We start from the raw sequence: 13,857 nt of genomic DNA, 5'->3' as shown, positions 1-13,857 counted from the left end.
TGTACAACTGTAATACATATGCTTAAATTTTTAATACATACTATGGTGCGTGAATAAGCTCGCGCTTGTCTTAAGTCTTCTTGCGGTGTTTATCGCGGCTGGAGTTGCGTCTTTATTTGTAGGCGCGCCTCTTGACGTCTCTGATTTGAAAAACTCTGCGGGGGGGAAGGTGAGGGTGGCGGGTGAATACGTCTCTAGCTATGTGGAGGGCGGGAGGCTTTACATTTTGTTGAGGGGTAGAGATGGTTTCTTAATTACTGCGGTTGTGCCCTATAGCGATGTTGTTAAGAGGTACGGCCCTGTTTTTAAATTCAGTGGCACTGTCGTATTGGAGGGCGTGTACTACCCCGCCAACAAGACCTTAGCCGTGTCCTCTATTCTCCAAGGTTGCCACTCGGCTTATTACAACCCGGCGGGATGATTGAGGTGGTAGATGTGTGGAAGATGTTGGGGGGTGTCTGGGTCTTGAGGGGGGTGAGGATGCGGGTTAACAGCGTGGTGACGTTGGTTGGGCCTAACGGCTCTGGGAAAACTACTCTTGTGAAAATCATCGCTGGGGTTCTCGAGCCGAGTAGAGGGGCTGTGTATATAGATGGGGCTAGGCCTAGAGTCTCTGCGAGAGTTCTGGGGGTGGTTTTCCACAGCCCCATCTTGTATCCAGAGCTTACCGTGGGGGAGAACCTAAGGCTGTTTGGAAAGGCTTTTGGCGTAAGACTGGTGGGGTGTCCCTTGGGTGTTTGTAGAGTTTTAGATAGGCCTGTGAAAGCTCTTTCTTTTGGCTGGCGCCGTCGTGTCGACATTGTGAGAGCCCTTCTGCCGGATCCGCCTAATTTAGTTATCGACGAGCCTACCACTGGGCTTGATGAAGAGGCGCGGGGGGAGCTTGTGGATATTTTGAAGAGTAGAGAGGCTGTGTTGTTGACTTCGCCGTTTTCTCTGGGGGTTGGAGAGGAGAAGAGGATTGAGGAGGTTCAGTATGCTTCTTGATGTAGTTATGGCGGATTTTAAATCTGTCTTTAGGAGACTTGACGAGCTTGTGTTTATTCTTGTGGCCGGCGTTGCGGCTGGTGTTTTAGGGTCTTTCGCAGGGCGTCTAGCTGTTTTTCTAGCGGCTTTTTTAACCGCGCAACTGGCGTCGTATCTCTTTATCATTAGGGATTGGGATAGGGGGGTTTTGGAAGGCCTTGTCTACTATATGGGCTTTGGGGGAGTCTATCTATCTAAGCTTGTGGTCGTCTCTGCCGTCGCCGGAGCGGCTACTGCGGCCGCGGCTGTTTTTATAGATGTGGGTGTTGTGTTGTTTGGAGTTTTGGCGTCTCTCTACGTATCTACTGCCTCTGTGCTCGGTGCTTTATTTGCTGTATATGGCGGCTTGCCTCCTCCCGCGGCTTCTGCCATGTCTATAGTCTTCTCTCTGCCGGGTTTAATTAGGATGGCGGAGGTTGGGCTTGAGCCGTATCTATTTATCTCTGCCGTCGCCCTTGGGTATTTAGTTAGTCTTGTGTTTGATAGGGTATGAGGCCGTCTGTCTATCTCCTGCTTCTTGCCTTCTGCCTTTTAGCTGTACAAAAGGGCGTGTTAAACTTCGTTGATGTAAAGTCGCCTTATGATGTAAATGGCACATTTATGTTATATATCTGGCAGCCGACTTGTGTAGAGTGTAAAATTATGGAGGAAGAGGTTTTCTCCAACCCACCTCCTATTTTATCAAATCTCCGTCTCTACGCCTTGGATATTTCGGCTCATCCGATCTCTACGGTTGAGGTTTATATAGAGCAGGTGGTTTATGTTGACCACGGCGCTGTTCGTTATATCGCTGTGAGAGGCGAGAGGACGTTTCTAATCCCGGGGACTCCCACTGTTTTAATCGGCGTGGCTGAGGGCGGGAGGATTAAGCTTTTGGGCTTCTGGACGGGCTACGACCGGGGGATGAGGAAGAGTTTTGAGGAGTTTGTCTCTACGGCTTTGGGACGGGGGCCGCCGCCGGTTGAATCATCTGTCTCATATGGGCTGGGGGTTTTCGCCGCGGCTGTGGCGTTGGGGGTGTTGTCTGCTTTTTCGCCGTGTGTTCTACCTGTTTTAACTCTCGCCGGGGTTTCGCATTTTGCGAGACGTAATCTTGTAAAAGTGTTAGCTGGGTTTGTGTTTTCAATTGCTTTATTTGGCGCGGCGGTTGCCGCACTGGGGCTAGTGGCTGTTTTTGCTAAGAGAGCTGTTGCGGCTGCCGGCGGGGTTTTTCTCGCGGCTTTAGGCCTATTTTTAATTTCAGAGAGGCTAAATGTGAAATATGCCGCTTGGATTTCGCCTCTGCAGAGTAGGGCTTTTAAGGCGTTGGGAGGGGCGGGGGATTTCCTGTTGGGGATGTCTCTTGGCGCTGTTTGGCTCCCTTGTATTCTGCCTTACGCAGGTTTTGCAACTGTTTTAGCTCTTTCTTCACTTATGGGGAATTACCTCTTTATATTTCTCGCGTTTTTATGCTACGGGCTGGGTATGGCCGCCGCGGTGTATTTAATCACGCGGGGCTTTGTGAAATTTGGCAAATCGGGGGGTAGGAGTTTAGAGAGGGCTATCGGCGTGGTTGCTTTGGCGTTTGGGATATATCTCATCGCGGCGGCGTTATGATGTTAGATAGATTTGTTGGAGTTGTTTTAACTCATAGATCTATCCCAGCTTCAGAGCTTGGGGAGGTTTTTAAAAATGTACATACGGTTTGTATGAATAGCAAGTTTCCAATTTTTGTACTACATACGTGTAATAGAGTGGAGGTCTATAGCTACGACGTCCCCGAAGAGTTTATACATGAGGTTGTGGAGGCGTATAGGCCTTATACCGCATATGTAGAAGTGTTGAGAGGTAAAGAGGCGGCGCGCCACCTCTTCCGTGTGGCGGCTGGGCTGGACTCTATGTTGATCGGCGAGACCGACGTACTTGGCCAGCTGGAGGAAGCCTTTGACAGACAGGTAAGAGCCGGCTACACCAGAGGCTTACTGAAGACTATAGTTGAGAAGGCTATACAAGTGGGCAAGAGGGCGCATACAGTTACAAATATCTCTAGAGGGCCTAGGGGGCTTGGCGCGCTTTCGCTTGTCTATCTACAGAAGAGGTTTGATTTAAAGCAACTGTCTTTTTGTATTATTGGGGCTGGGGCTGTGGGACGCGGTATTGTAAAAATGCTAAGAGATTTGGGCGTTAGGGACGTAGTTGTGGTAAATAGGACTGTGGAGAAGGCTAGAGAGTGGGCTTTGTCTCTCGGCGTGGAGGTCTGGCCTTTAAATAGAGAGAGCGTGGAGAGGTGTCTAAAGGAGTTCGACGTGGTTTATACAGTAGCGTCTAGTCTAGAGCCTATAATTGTGGAGGTGCCCGCCGGCGCTAGGGTTAAATGTATCGTCGATTTAGGCGTGCCTAGAAACACCGCGCGTGGTCTTCCAGTGGAGGTTATAGATATCGACGTGCTTAGGCCTGTCGCCGAGGAGTTTAATAGAGAGAGGATGGGGGAGGTGGGAAAAGTTGAGAAAATTATCGAAGAGGAGAGCGAGAGGCTTGAGGTTTTGCTGAGGAGGAAGTGGGCTGAGCTAGAGCTCGGCGGTCTGTTGGAGAGGTGGTTTAAGATCGCAGAAGAGGAGGGCGGGAGGGCCGGCGGGGGTTTAGCAGTTGCGGCGGCTAAATCTACTGTAAAACGTATTTTGTTGCCTCTTGTCAACGTTATTAAATCTATGGCTGAAAATGGCGAGTTTGAAAAAGCTGAGGAATTGATATCTCTGTTGAAATATGTCGAAAACCACGCTTCCTGTCAATAGCGCTGTAGCTAAGGAGTTTATTTCTCTAGCTAGGTCTAGAGGCTATTCTGTAATTTTGCTAACTACAGAGTCTCTGAAACTCGCTTCGGAGTTGCTCAAGAGAGGCGTATCTCCTGGAGAGGCGCTGGAGCTGTATAAGCTGTTTGAGAGAACTCTCGCGTTTGATGTCGTCCCCGTGCCTTTTGTACTTTTGGAATATGTAGCTGAGAAGTGGAATATATGTGAAGACCCATGGGTAGAGAGATATGTCAGAGAACTCGGCGTAAAATTTGGCAAATCTATATCTGGAGATCTAAAAATAGAAGAGTTTGTAAAAGCTCTAGCAGCAGCTTTTAGATTTTTACCTACTGCTAGGTTTGACTTTAGCAAATCTCGAAATAAGTTAAATCTAGTCTTTATACTTCCAGGAAGGCGCTCTGTTAAATGTTGGCTCTCTTTCACAGAGGCGGCTCTGGCACAGTTTAACTGTGGCGTTAAGACGTCAGTTGAAGGCGCCACGGTGCTTATGGAAGTTGTTTGTTAAACTCCTCTTTTGTGTTTTTAGAAAGACCTCTCCGAAGGAGAGACAGACCCAGAGAAGCGGTTTTCTTCGTGATCACTGAGAAAAATTCCGCGTTTTTAGCGTAAACGAATGGCATAATATGTATCTACAGCAACGAGGGGCAACATTCCATAAGGGGCTCTGTCCCGATCGGGACTACCTCTGGAGGAGGAGCCGAATCGCTTGTCATATGTCTCGCCCCCCACGTTTTCCGTTAGCAATCTAGCTGTTCTGCCTCGCGCCACAGTACGTCAAATATGGCTTCGAGTGCGCCGAGCTCCTCTCTCATGGTCTCGTAGAGCAGGTCGTGTCTAACGTCAGCGTATCCATGCACTAAGATGTTCCTCATGCCGGGGACGCCTTTTGCTATTGGACGTAGCTCGGGTGGGATGAGGTCTAGGACGGCCTCCATGGCGTCTCGATATGTGGCGCCTTTCAGCCTCTTCTGCCGGACTGCCACGAAGGAGGCTAAGTCTAGGAGAGCCTCTAGGAAGATGTGCATATACCTCTCGGCGAGGGCTTGGTAGTCCTCGCTGGCGCTGTACTCTTCCCAACTCAGCTGGGCTAGTCTCCTCAGCTTTTCGAGGGCTCTCTTCGCCTTAGCCGCCCTATTGGCGAGACCTGGCGAGGGCATTTTTCACTATCTTTACGAGGGGCTCGAGGTCGGCTGTTTTATCAAAGGCCTCGGCGGCGTCCCAGTAGTACTCTCTGAGACAGTCGGGCCCGCAGTGGTAAATAAGCCTCCCCCGGCCCAGCGCCTCCCATGCCGCGATGGGGTCGGCCCAGTCTAAAACCAACAGATCTAGCCTCCCAGAGACGCACCTCTCAAGCTCCCCATAGAGACGGCCAAGCTCCGTGAAGGACATCCTCCTCCCCACCTTCACCGCGAGATCCCAATCGCTGAACTCCGCCGCGTATCCCACAGCCCGGGAGCCAAACAGAACCACATACCTTAGCCCAAAACGCGCCGCCACATCGCCCACACACTTTTCAAGAGACTCCACAGCATAGAGAAAAACACAATTTATATAGCAAATACCTTTATCCAGTTGTCAGAGCTACGAGCCAGCTGGGCCGTCCTCCGGGACTCTCTAACATGCAAAGGCCGAACTCCGGCAACGGCTGTTGAGTACGTTTTTACGGCAATAGATGGACTGCGTCGGCTCTACGGCCTGGCTTAGTGGAAAAGGGAGGTCAGCTCAGAAATGACTCACCTCCATGCTCTGAGGGGCGGGGACTCCTTGTGCGAAGCGTAGCGGCAGAGCGGATGTTGTGTGCAAAATTTGCTTGCTAAGGTTTTTTATTTAATGTGGGGAGGGGGCTATGGTTTGGTTAGAGAATATAGAGTTTGTAAAGTCTGGTGTTTTTTATAAACTTTCAGATTTACTTAGCGTTGCTAGAGATATCCTTAGGCAAGGTGGCGTTGTTAAATCTATTGGCGTAGATGACGCGTTGAGAGTGGTAGAGGGACATGAGGTTTTTCATGCGCTTAAGTTATTGGGAGTTAGGAGAGTGCCTATTTCTAGAGGCCGATCTAAAGAGGTGTACGTCCCCTTGGAGACATTAGGTTTTTATGACGATGTGGCATGTCCCAGCCTTAGGGTGTTTGACAACACTGTGGAGCTTCTCTATAAAAACTGGCCTACTCCACTTTTTAAACTGAGATCTCTGTCGCGTAGAGGTCTGACTGTATGGGCTAAGTGGGAGGCGTATAACCCCTTTAGTTGGAGTATAAAAGATAGAATTGGTTGGTATATGTTTACAAAGGCGCTTGAAGAGGGGAGAGTCTCTCAGTTATTATACGAAGCAACATCGACAAACACCGGCGTGGCTCTAGCCGCAATGGCGGCAGTCCACGGCGTAAGAGCTAGGCTCTACCTCCCCTCTACGGCGCAGAAGTCAAGCGATATTTGGCTAAAAACGCTGGGCGCAGAGGTGGTTAGAGTGTCTAAGCCTTTGACGGTGGATTTCGTAGGCGATGTAGAGAGAGAGGCCGCAAGAGACGGCGCCATCCATCTAAACCAGTTTGAAAACGACAGAAACTTCGAGGTACATCTGAAATACACCGCTAAAGAGCTAGATCTACAGCTGAGACACGCCGGGGTTTTCCCCAGGGCTATAATCGGCGGCTTAGGTACTTCAGGACATATGTCAGCTCTCTCGTTTTATTTCAAAAATAGGTACCGCGGCTTTGTCAAAATATACGGCGTACAGCCAGCTGTTGGACATGTGATCCCAGGTATTAGACGTATAGAGACGGGGATGAAGTGGGTTCATTTAGTAGAGCTAGACGGCGTAGTAGATATAACTAGAGAAGATGCTGTCAACGCGGCGATTGAAGTGGCGCGTAAAGACGGAATTTTAATAGGCTTAAGTAGCGGCGCAGTGGCAAGCGCCTTCTTAAAAATAGCCGACCGCCTAGAGGAGGGACATTACATCTTAATATTTCCAGACAACGGCCTTAAATACACCGAAATTTACTCAACATATGTAAAAGACTAACGTTTTGTAACAACATAGAGGAGATATCCAAGAGCTAGCCACAGGGGCGGGGAACCATGGGTAGATTTTCGACTGCCCCCTTGCATCTCCCCAGCTCTCCCCGGAGGGCCCCAGGCCCGCCGGGGATGTCGGGTGTTGCAAAGGGACATACTGAAGTACCACTTCCTTAAAACTGAAGACCGTCTAGAGGTAAATGAAAGGAGGCGACAGAGGGGTTAAAAGATTTAGTGCTGTGCGGTTTATGATGATATCTCTGGAGAGAGAATTGCGAACTGAATCGTCTAGTTTGAGAGTTCGTCAAGTGCCTGAAAGTGGAGTATGTGCTCATGGCAGACTATGTGGCTATTATTGTTGGGGGTCCGAGGAGTACCGACGACATATAATTGTAAACGCCTCCTCAGTGGAGGAGCTTGTGGAGAGACCCCAGCTGTGGTTTTCAACCGCTTTCACTCACAGGGTCACTTGAGTATAAGTTTAGACATGCCTCTGTTAGGTTTTACAAGTGAAAGCCTCGCCCTTTAGGGCGGAGAGGGGTCATCTCAACGGTTTTGCCAAGTCGAGGTATTTTAAACGAAGAAAAGATGTGGGCGCGGCAGATGAAGACGCCGTTAGAGAGGTTGAGGAGGAGCGTAGGAGAAACCTAGAGCACAACCTGAGGGTGCTTAGGTACTTCGCCGAGCTAGCCGCCCGCGGAGACCCTAACTACTGGAGAGCACACGTCCAGTTTATAAACAACTTCTACAGATATGTCCAAAAGCGGCTAGAGAACCCCCTCTTCCGCAAAACATACTTAAAGATTTTGGAGGAAAGGAAAAGTTGCTAATGGAGTTTTGAGTTGGGTAAGGTGAAAAAGCATGTTATTTGGGGAAGAAGGTGGTGGCTAGGAGGTAGGCAACGCCTATTATAATGAGCAACGCTATGCCGTAGGCTATGAAGAGATTCCACACCTTGTACTGCTTCATCAGCGAGAAGCGTGTGTTTATTCCAATAGCTACAAATGTGAGTCCAAAGAGCAGAACTCTAAACGGGTCAGTACCGCGGCCTACCAATATGGGGACAACAGCCTTTGTGGCCTCATCGACTGGATTCACAGCATTTGCATATACAGAGCCCGCAAGGCTTAAGATAAGCGCTGAGGCCACGAGGCTAGTGAAGAAGTACCCCAGGACGAACTTGGGGAACCTAAACCACAGCTCCAGCGGCGACGGCTTCCTCTGTGTTGCCGCTGCGGCGCGTCTAGGCTCGACTAGGAATACCCAAATTAGCGCAAGCACAAAGGCTATCACGCCGATCCAAATGTCGATAAGCACTTTGCTCATTACGCCTATTTTAAGCGGCGTGTCTGAGCCTATACCTCTTGCGATAATTTCTGCCGAAGCGGCCGCCGCACCGTCAGTCTTCACAGATAGGCCCATCCAAGCGCCTGCGGCAGCTTCCGATATTACACCAGATTTAACAAGACTTATCGCAACCCAGGGCAGTATTATCAACTCGACGGCAGCGTAGATAAGTATGGCAGCGGAGACCATCGTGGGGTATATGGCAGGCGCCCCTATGGCGCCCGCCGCCGCTATTGAGACGGAGACTCCGCAGACGCCAATGCCGACAGCTGAAACAACGCTTAAGTCTGTGTTCTTTGTGAAGAGTCTAAATATGGGGAAGGCCAATAACATAAACAGGGGGAACCCTATTAGGACCATTGTAAGAACTGAGCCGCCGTATCTAATCCAGTCTGTGAAAAGGATTTTAGCACCCAGGAGGACAATTGCAGTTTTTATAAACCACTCGCCCCTCGCCGACCCCAACAGCCACTGTGGCAATTTGGGCAGATTGCCAATTAAGATGCCTATGAACAACGCCAGTGTAAAAGCGAATTCAGTAGTCACTACGCTGGCGATAGGTTTGTAACCTGTGATTATTGCACTACGTCGGAGTGTCCCTAGGCGGCTATTGCGAAGAAGTCTCTCCTGAGGTTTTAGGAGAAAAGAAAGGCCTACGATCAGCTCTTGTCATATACAGAGATGTAAATCTTCAAAGAGTATAAAAATATAGCCCTCACAGAGTTAGGCAAACTGCCTAGAGACGGTCTATAGCCCTCTGTCCCTAGGTGCTTATCGCCAATGACACGCCTAGGAACTTCCTCCTCGCTCACGCAGTCATGAGCGCCCAGGGTGTCTCGGGCGTGGGGCCGGACGGCACGCGGCCCTCCGCGAGCGCCCTCTTTTTGATGATTATCATGGCGGCTACGCCCCCTTCCCACCCGCACCGCAGACAAGTGGAGTAGGTGCCCGCGGATCAACCTTTATGACCGGAACGCCACACTCCCTCATCTTTTCTCTTAATATGTTTCTAAATCCAGCTCTATATATTCTATCTCTGAGCTTTGGATCGTCAAGTTAGGCCGAACATACTTGGGTAGTGGAGGAACTTGAGGTAAAGAGACTTGAACACATAGTGAACTCCGTGGTAGAGAAGCCCCCTGAACTACATACTCTCTCCTAGTAACCAGGGAGTGTGTAGTTTGCCGCCAGTTAACCATGTCAAGATAGCGCCGAGACGGAGTTAAACCTCATATGTTGCAAGACTTGTGGTATGTTTCGGCGTCTTTTTGTTTCCTATAGGAAACAGTTTCTGCAGAATGTTGTTTCTCGTGAGAAACAAATTTTAATTAGAGTATATGCTATTTTGTGGAGCGCGTCTTTAGAGAGGTGATTGAAGAGTGGCTTAGCTGGAAGCCTCCTCCCATGGTAGAGAGGGAGCTGGAGGTACCTCTGGAGACCGGCTTGGCTACAGCCGTAATTGGGCCGAGACGCGCGGGGAAGACGTACCTCTTGTATCAATTGGCAGTGAGACACGGAAGGTCGCTCTATATTAACTTCGAGGATGTGAGATTTGTAGGCTTGAGACCAAGGGACTTCAGTGTGTTTTTAAAGACGTTAGCAGAGCATGGGGACTTCAATTTATTGCTCTTAGACGAGGTACAGAACGTCCCTCACTGGGGGAGGTGGATTAGATCTCTGCTGGACAGAGGCTACCTGGTGGCTGTGGCCGGCTCGACGTCGAAACTAGGCGCTAGGGAGGTGCCGACGGAGCTGAGGGGGAGGTATCTATCCCGCCTCCTCCTGCCCTTCTCCTTCAGGGAGTATCTAAAGGCCGTGGGGATCCCGGCGTCGGCGGGACACGCCCCGGCCTCCCGAGGCAGACTGCTGGGCGCGCTGAGGGAGTACCTGGAGCGGGGTGGCTACCCCGAGGCCGTCCTAAGGCCTCAACTGGCGCGGGAGCTCTTGAGGACATACCGCGACACCGTGGTTTACCGCGACGTCGTGGAGAGACACAGAGTCAGAGACGCCAGGGGGTTCGAGGTCTTTCTCTCCATGGTGGAGTCCAGCTTCTGCAACGTCTTCTCCATATCTTCAGCCCACAGGAGACTGGCCTCCCTGGGGCTGGAGAAGAGCAAGAAGACGCTGGCCAACTACCTAAAGTACCTCGAGGAGGCCTTCTACGTGGTGGCCGTTCCCAAGTGGGGGCCCGGCAAGACGCCGCTGACGCAACCCCACAAGATCTACCCAGTGGACCCCGGCTACATACCCGAGGGGCAGATCGGCAGAAAGATGGAAGCGGCAGTGGCTGTGGAGCTCCTCCGGAGGGGCGCGAAGTTCTACTACTACAGGGGGAGGAGGGAGGTGGACTTCGTGGTGGAGGGCGAGCCGCCCCTCTTGATTCAGGTGACCTACGCCTCGGCGCCCGACGAGGTCGACAGAAGGGAGCTTGACGCGTTCTCGGAGGCCGCGGCCGCCGTTGGGGGAAGGCCGCTGTTGATCACCTGGGACCTAGAGGGCCAGATCGCGCGGAGCGGCCTTAGAGTCGACGCGGTGCCGCTCTGGCAGTGGCTGTTAGGCGGCTGGGCCAAGTCGCCGGCCTCTACCTAGCGACTAGGCCGCCAGGCGGCGGAGGGTCAGATCCCTTCTCTCAACAGCTCGGGAGGGGCGTATCTCACCTTCGAGACCAAAAGCGCCGCGGCTAGGCTCAACGCGGCGGCCCACCCCGAGATGCTTGCCGCCAGCGCCCAGGCGGGCACATCCAGGGTGTTTGAACTCGCAATGGCGGCGTACGGCCTTTCTAGCCCGGCGTATGCCGTGATAATAAGGGCCTGGGCCGCCGTGAATAGGTTGGCCGCAAGAGATAGAGGGCTCTGCTCCACATAGAGATAGCTGAAGTAGAAAGCATGTTGAAGATCAGCGGGGTGAAGGGGAGCCAGCTGGCCGCCTTAACAGCCATCAACGCGAAGAGAGATAGGAGGAACAGAAGAGCCGTCGCAAACGCAGTAAACACAGCCACCGCCCCGGCCGTATGGAGCAGAGCCAGCGCGTCCTTTGGAGCGACGTCGGCTAGAGAGACCGAGATCCCGCTGTCGTTTAAGCTGCGCCACATAAGCAACCAGTTAGCCGCCCCAACCGCCGCCACCAAGATGAGACTTGTAGTAAACATCGCGCCGTAGTATGAGGCCACGTATTTCAACGGCCTCAGTCTCCCGAAGCGGAGCAGATAGGGCACAGCCGCAGTGCTGTAGATCATGGAGTACAACAGGGATATAGACACAGCAGCGACCACCGTGATTACAACGCCATCGAGCCAGCCTGCGTTGAAAACGCAGAGCTTTACTCGCCAATTACGCCCCACCGACCGCCCCCGGCGGCTCTCTACACGCTGAAGACGCCCTTGCTAAGGGCAGAGAGGGCCCCTTGAGATCTGACTTTCCGCTGTGTATCTGCGCAATCTGGCGCAATACCCCTACACCACACTTCCCTCGCCGCCACCGCCTACACTACTCTTCTAGGAGTTGGGAGCAAAGCCAGCCGTCTGGGGCCAGGAGCTTGGCCTGGGCGCCTCGGGCAAGCCGCCCCCAAAGGCGCCTTTGGGCACAATGCCGTAGAGGGTAGGGAAAACAATTTATTTAGTGAGCCAACACCAAAGTGTGATGTCCGTTGACCGCGACGCCTTGAAGAGGGTGGTGTTGGATCTGCTGAGGAGCGATGAGGAGTTTAGGCTAGCTGTCGCCGGCTTGATCGGGCTAGGCGCAGTCCTTGAAGAGCTTAGGAAGCTGAGGGAGGACTTCAATAGGTTTGCCAAAGAGCAAGCAACGAGGTGGGAAGAAAACGACAGAAGATGGGAAGAAAACAACAGGAGATGGGAGGAGGCGTATAGGAGGTTTGAGGCTATCGAGCTGGAGCTGAAGAGGCTGAGGGAAGACTTCAACAAGCTCGTAGAAATAGAAGAGAAAAGGTGGGAGGAGGCTGAAAATAAGTTTAGGTGGCTCATAAGCGCCCTTGACGACATCCGGAGAGCTTTGGGCGGCGGCTTTGAGTACTACACGGCGAGGGTCGTCAGCCTACTGCTTAGGGAGAGGGGGATTGAGTGCGATGTTAGAGTCAACGTGACGTTGCCTATCGACGGCTTTAAGGAAGTGGATCTGATATGCTACGACCCGTTGGTGGTCGGCGAGGTGACCATCGCGGTGAGGAACATCGAAGAGGCAGATAGGGAGATTGGAAAACTGCTCGAGGCAGAGAGGGCGGCAGAGAGGTTCACCGGCAGAAAGACCTACATGAGGATCTTAGCAGTTGAGTTCGCGAGCCAAGACGTCGCTGAGTACCTACGCAAAAAGGCCCAGGAGATGGGCATACTGTTGCTCCTGGGTAGAGAGTACGAAAAGCTCTAAGACATTATCACACGAGGCTGGAGTTTTTTATCTGCATCCTCAATAAACATAAACACATTCTCAGATTATATAATTTTTTAAACTCCGCAACCTTCGCGCCTCTCGAGACGATCGAGACCCCTATAGTGAATTCTCTCACATCAAGACAGAGGAAGAAGTAGGGAAGTAAGATCAACTTATAAGTGATTAAGACAATTACGTTATTGTAAGTGAGCACCTCAACTACAGCTAGCAATAAGTAGTAGGCTGAGACGAGTGACAAGTTGCATAAGAGGTCCGCCTTAACTCTAGGCAGGAGAATAAAACCAAGTATCTCGACGAAGCTTAATATTAGCGTGAGCAAGCCGAGCACGGAACTTATGCTGAACATGACATTAGCAGCGCCTCAGTTGTCCGAGACCGTCTAGGAGGTGTTTCCTCATGCCGTTTCCGTTGCACTCTTTCAGTTCTCTGCAACTCTCGTCCTCCACCGTGTCGACGACTATGGCGGCTTGATGCTCTCTGGCCAGCTTTATGATCTCGCAGGTGGCGTTTATAACGATGTCGCAAATACGAGGCCGACCTTTATGTAGTGGTCAAGACGGTTGACGTCGACGACGATGGCCTTGGGCTTCACCGGAGTCACCTCTCTAGCGAACACCAGGGCGATATATAGGCCGCCGTATGTTGGCTCCTTCTCACCACCTCTCTTCTCAACGCCGAGAAACGCCAACTTGAGTTTGGCGTCTTCCTGTAGTCTCTCTCTTATCCAAGAGATGTCGCCCTTCTTCAACTCGACAGCGAAAGGCGGTATGCCCAACTTCCGCACTCTGACTACGCCATTCTTTAGGTCGACAAAGACCGCCTTACTCGTATCTCTTTCGTCCTCAATTCTCAACTGAACGTTTAACGGAACCGCCCTGTAGAACACTGCGTCGCGCCAAAACACCTTAGCTTGCTGTACGAAGTACCTCCCCAACCCGACTTGGGGAACACCTCATCTCGAGGGCTGTGTCAATGACCGCCACTGCAACACCCACGGCGTAGATCAACAAGTTTTGCACAGGCCATACAAGCTTCTCTCCCTACGCCACGCCGAGACACGAGACTATGGCTCTTGCCTCTTCTTTACTTCGTAGTCGTGATAATGCTGATATCTCTCCTTAGGAATCTATTGCTTATTCTGGCAGCTACCTAGCCCCCCTTTGTGGCTCCCGGCCCTCTCCGGGGGGCTTGGGGCCTGCCTGCGGAGACGCCCGAAGGCGGCCGCGGGCGAGGGGACCCGGGTCATTAGGGACTGGCTGTGCCCCCTAGTCGCC

The 13,857-nt window shown here is 51.9% G+C and carries 16 protein-coding genes and 1 pseudogene; 11 read left to right on the top strand and 6 right to left on the bottom strand.

From position 1 onward, the window contains the following. Positions 1-49 precede the first annotated feature (49 nt). Genes ACZ49R_RS08740 through ACZ49R_RS08715 form a run of 6 tightly spaced genes read left to right on the top strand, consistent with a single transcriptional unit; the run spans position 50 to position 4,320 of the window. Complete coding sequence (locus tag ACZ49R_RS08740) at positions 50-421, top strand: hypothetical protein (protein WP_464732758.1); 372 nt, start codon at positions 50-52, stop codon at positions 419-421. After that, a complete protein-coding gene (locus tag ACZ49R_RS08735) occupies positions 418-987 on the top strand; it encodes an ATP-binding cassette domain-containing protein (protein ID WP_464732757.1) in 570 nt (189 codons plus the stop codon). Before ACZ49R_RS08740 ends, ACZ49R_RS08735 begins: the two co-directional genes overlap by 4 nt. Then, entirely contained in the window at positions 977-1,519 is a 543-nt protein-coding gene (locus ACZ49R_RS08730; protein ID WP_464732756.1) for a hypothetical protein, read from the top strand. The genes ACZ49R_RS08735 and ACZ49R_RS08730 overlap by 11 nt, the downstream gene beginning before the upstream one ends. Continuing rightward, positions 1,516-2,622 (top strand): cytochrome c biogenesis CcdA family protein, encoded by a 1,107-nt coding sequence (locus tag ACZ49R_RS08725; RefSeq protein ID WP_464732755.1) that lies wholly within the window; start codon positions 1,516-1,518, stop codon positions 2,620-2,622. The genes ACZ49R_RS08730 and ACZ49R_RS08725 overlap by 4 nt, the downstream gene beginning before the upstream one ends. After that, a complete protein-coding gene (locus tag ACZ49R_RS08720) occupies positions 2,619-3,797 on the top strand; it encodes a glutamyl-tRNA reductase (RefSeq protein WP_464732754.1) in 1,179 nt (392 codons plus the stop codon). The genes ACZ49R_RS08725 and ACZ49R_RS08720 overlap by 4 nt, the downstream gene beginning before the upstream one ends. Beyond that, a complete protein-coding gene (locus ACZ49R_RS08715) occupies positions 3,769-4,320 on the top strand; it encodes a hypothetical protein (protein ID WP_464732753.1) in 552 nt (183 codons plus the stop codon). Before ACZ49R_RS08720 ends, ACZ49R_RS08715 begins: the two co-directional genes overlap by 29 nt. A 232-nt stretch (positions 4,321-4,552) precedes the next feature. Here the strand turns inward: ACZ49R_RS08715 and hepT are convergent, their stop codons facing one another. Continuing rightward, positions 4,553-4,972, bottom strand: a complete 420-nt coding sequence (hepT, locus tag ACZ49R_RS08710) for a type VII toxin-antitoxin system HepT family RNase toxin (protein WP_464732752.1) — start codon at positions 4,970-4,972, stop codon at positions 4,553-4,555. Next, positions 4,947-5,342, bottom strand: a complete 396-nt coding sequence (locus ACZ49R_RS08705) for a nucleotidyltransferase family protein (RefSeq protein WP_464732751.1) — start codon at positions 5,340-5,342, stop codon at positions 4,947-4,949. The genes hepT and ACZ49R_RS08705 overlap by 26 nt, the downstream gene beginning before the upstream one ends. Positions 5,343-5,661: 319 nt before the next feature. Here ACZ49R_RS08705 and ACZ49R_RS08700 point away from each other — a divergent pair, with 319 nt between their 5' ends. The 3 genes from ACZ49R_RS08700 to ACZ49R_RS08690 all read left to right on the top strand — a co-directional run bounded on the left by ACZ49R_RS08700 (position 5,662) and on the right by ACZ49R_RS08690 (position 7,663). Beyond that, the gene (locus tag ACZ49R_RS08700; protein ID WP_464732750.1) at positions 5,662-6,840 is read left to right on the top strand and encodes a PLP-dependent cysteine synthase family protein; all 1,179 of its coding nucleotides are present in this window, start codon (positions 5,662-5,664) and stop codon (positions 6,838-6,840) included. A gap of 193 nt (positions 6,841-7,033) precedes the next feature. After that, entirely contained in the window at positions 7,034-7,306 is a 273-nt protein-coding gene (locus tag ACZ49R_RS08695; RefSeq protein WP_464732749.1) for a hypothetical protein, read from the top strand. Positions 7,307-7,423: 117 nt separating this feature from the next. Further along, positions 7,424-7,663: a hypothetical protein gene (locus tag ACZ49R_RS08690; protein WP_464732748.1), complete on the top strand. Its 240-nt coding sequence runs from the start codon at positions 7,424-7,426 to the stop codon at positions 7,661-7,663. A gap of 34 nt (positions 7,664-7,697) precedes the next feature. Here the strand turns inward: ACZ49R_RS08690 and ACZ49R_RS08685 are convergent, their stop codons facing one another. Then, complete coding sequence (locus ACZ49R_RS08685; protein ID WP_464732747.1) at positions 7,698-8,726, bottom strand: putative sulfate exporter family transporter; 1,029 nt, start codon at positions 8,724-8,726, stop codon at positions 7,698-7,700. Between the two features lie 801 nt (positions 8,727-9,527). Here ACZ49R_RS08685 and ACZ49R_RS08680 point away from each other — a divergent pair. Next, entirely contained in the window at positions 9,528-10,769 is a 1,242-nt protein-coding gene (locus ACZ49R_RS08680) for an ATP-binding protein (RefSeq protein WP_464732746.1), read from the top strand. A gap of 190 nt (positions 10,770-10,959) precedes the next feature. Here the strand turns inward: ACZ49R_RS08680 and ACZ49R_RS08675 are convergent, their stop codons facing one another. After that, positions 10,960-11,520: a hypothetical protein gene (locus tag ACZ49R_RS08675; RefSeq protein ID WP_464732745.1), complete on the bottom strand. Its 561-nt coding sequence runs from the start codon at positions 11,518-11,520 to the stop codon at positions 10,960-10,962. 298 nt (positions 11,521-11,818) lie between these two features. On the opposite strand from ACZ49R_RS08675, the gene ACZ49R_RS08670 reads away from it, so the two are divergent. Next, complete coding sequence (locus ACZ49R_RS08670) at positions 11,819-12,559, top strand: hypothetical protein (protein ID WP_464734115.1); 741 nt, start codon at positions 11,819-11,821, stop codon at positions 12,557-12,559. A 7-nt stretch (positions 12,560-12,566) separates the two neighbouring features. Here the strand turns inward: ACZ49R_RS08670 and ACZ49R_RS08665 are convergent, their stop codons facing one another. Then, positions 12,567-12,929, bottom strand: a complete 363-nt coding sequence (locus tag ACZ49R_RS08665) for a hypothetical protein (protein ID WP_464732744.1) — start codon at positions 12,927-12,929, stop codon at positions 12,567-12,569. A 10-nt stretch (positions 12,930-12,939) separates the two neighbouring features. Further along, positions 12,940-13,529: pseudogene (locus tag ACZ49R_RS08660) on the bottom strand (zinc ribbon domain-containing protein); the annotation flags it as partial. Between the last annotated feature and the right edge of the window lie 328 nt (positions 13,530-13,857).

It is taken from the genome of Pyrobaculum organotrophum, assembly GCF_055384425.1.
This window is presented reverse-complemented; position numbering and strand designations above follow the sequence as displayed.

Coding starts and splice junctions, on each gene's coding strand:
- hepT (WP_464732752.1), bottom strand. CDS start 4,972: ATGCCCTCGCCAGGTCTCGCCAATAGGGCGGCTAAGGCGAAGAGAGCC.
- ACZ49R_RS08730 (WP_464732756.1), top strand. CDS start 977: ATGCTTCTTGATGTAGTTATGGCGGATTTTAAATCTGTCTTTAGGAGA.
- ACZ49R_RS08735 (WP_464732757.1), top strand. CDS start 418: ATGATTGAGGTGGTAGATGTGTGGAAGATGTTGGGGGGTGTCTGGGTC.
- ACZ49R_RS08725 (WP_464732755.1), top strand. CDS start 1,516: ATGAGGCCGTCTGTCTATCTCCTGCTTCTTGCCTTCTGCCTTTTAGCT.
- ACZ49R_RS08700 (WP_464732750.1), top strand. CDS start 5,662: ATGGTTTGGTTAGAGAATATAGAGTTTGTAAAGTCTGGTGTTTTTTAT.
- ACZ49R_RS08665 (WP_464732744.1), bottom strand. CDS start 12,929: ATGTTCAGCATAAGTTCCGTGCTCGGCTTGCTCACGCTAATATTAAGC.
- ACZ49R_RS08720 (WP_464732754.1), top strand. CDS start 2,619: ATGATGTTAGATAGATTTGTTGGAGTTGTTTTAACTCATAGATCTATC.
- ACZ49R_RS08715 (WP_464732753.1), top strand. CDS start 3,769: ATGTCGAAAACCACGCTTCCTGTCAATAGCGCTGTAGCTAAGGAGTTT.
- ACZ49R_RS08670 (WP_464734115.1), top strand. CDS start 11,819: ATGTCCGTTGACCGCGACGCCTTGAAGAGGGTGGTGTTGGATCTGCTG.
- ACZ49R_RS08695 (WP_464732749.1), top strand. CDS start 7,034: ATGAAAGGAGGCGACAGAGGGGTTAAAAGATTTAGTGCTGTGCGGTTT.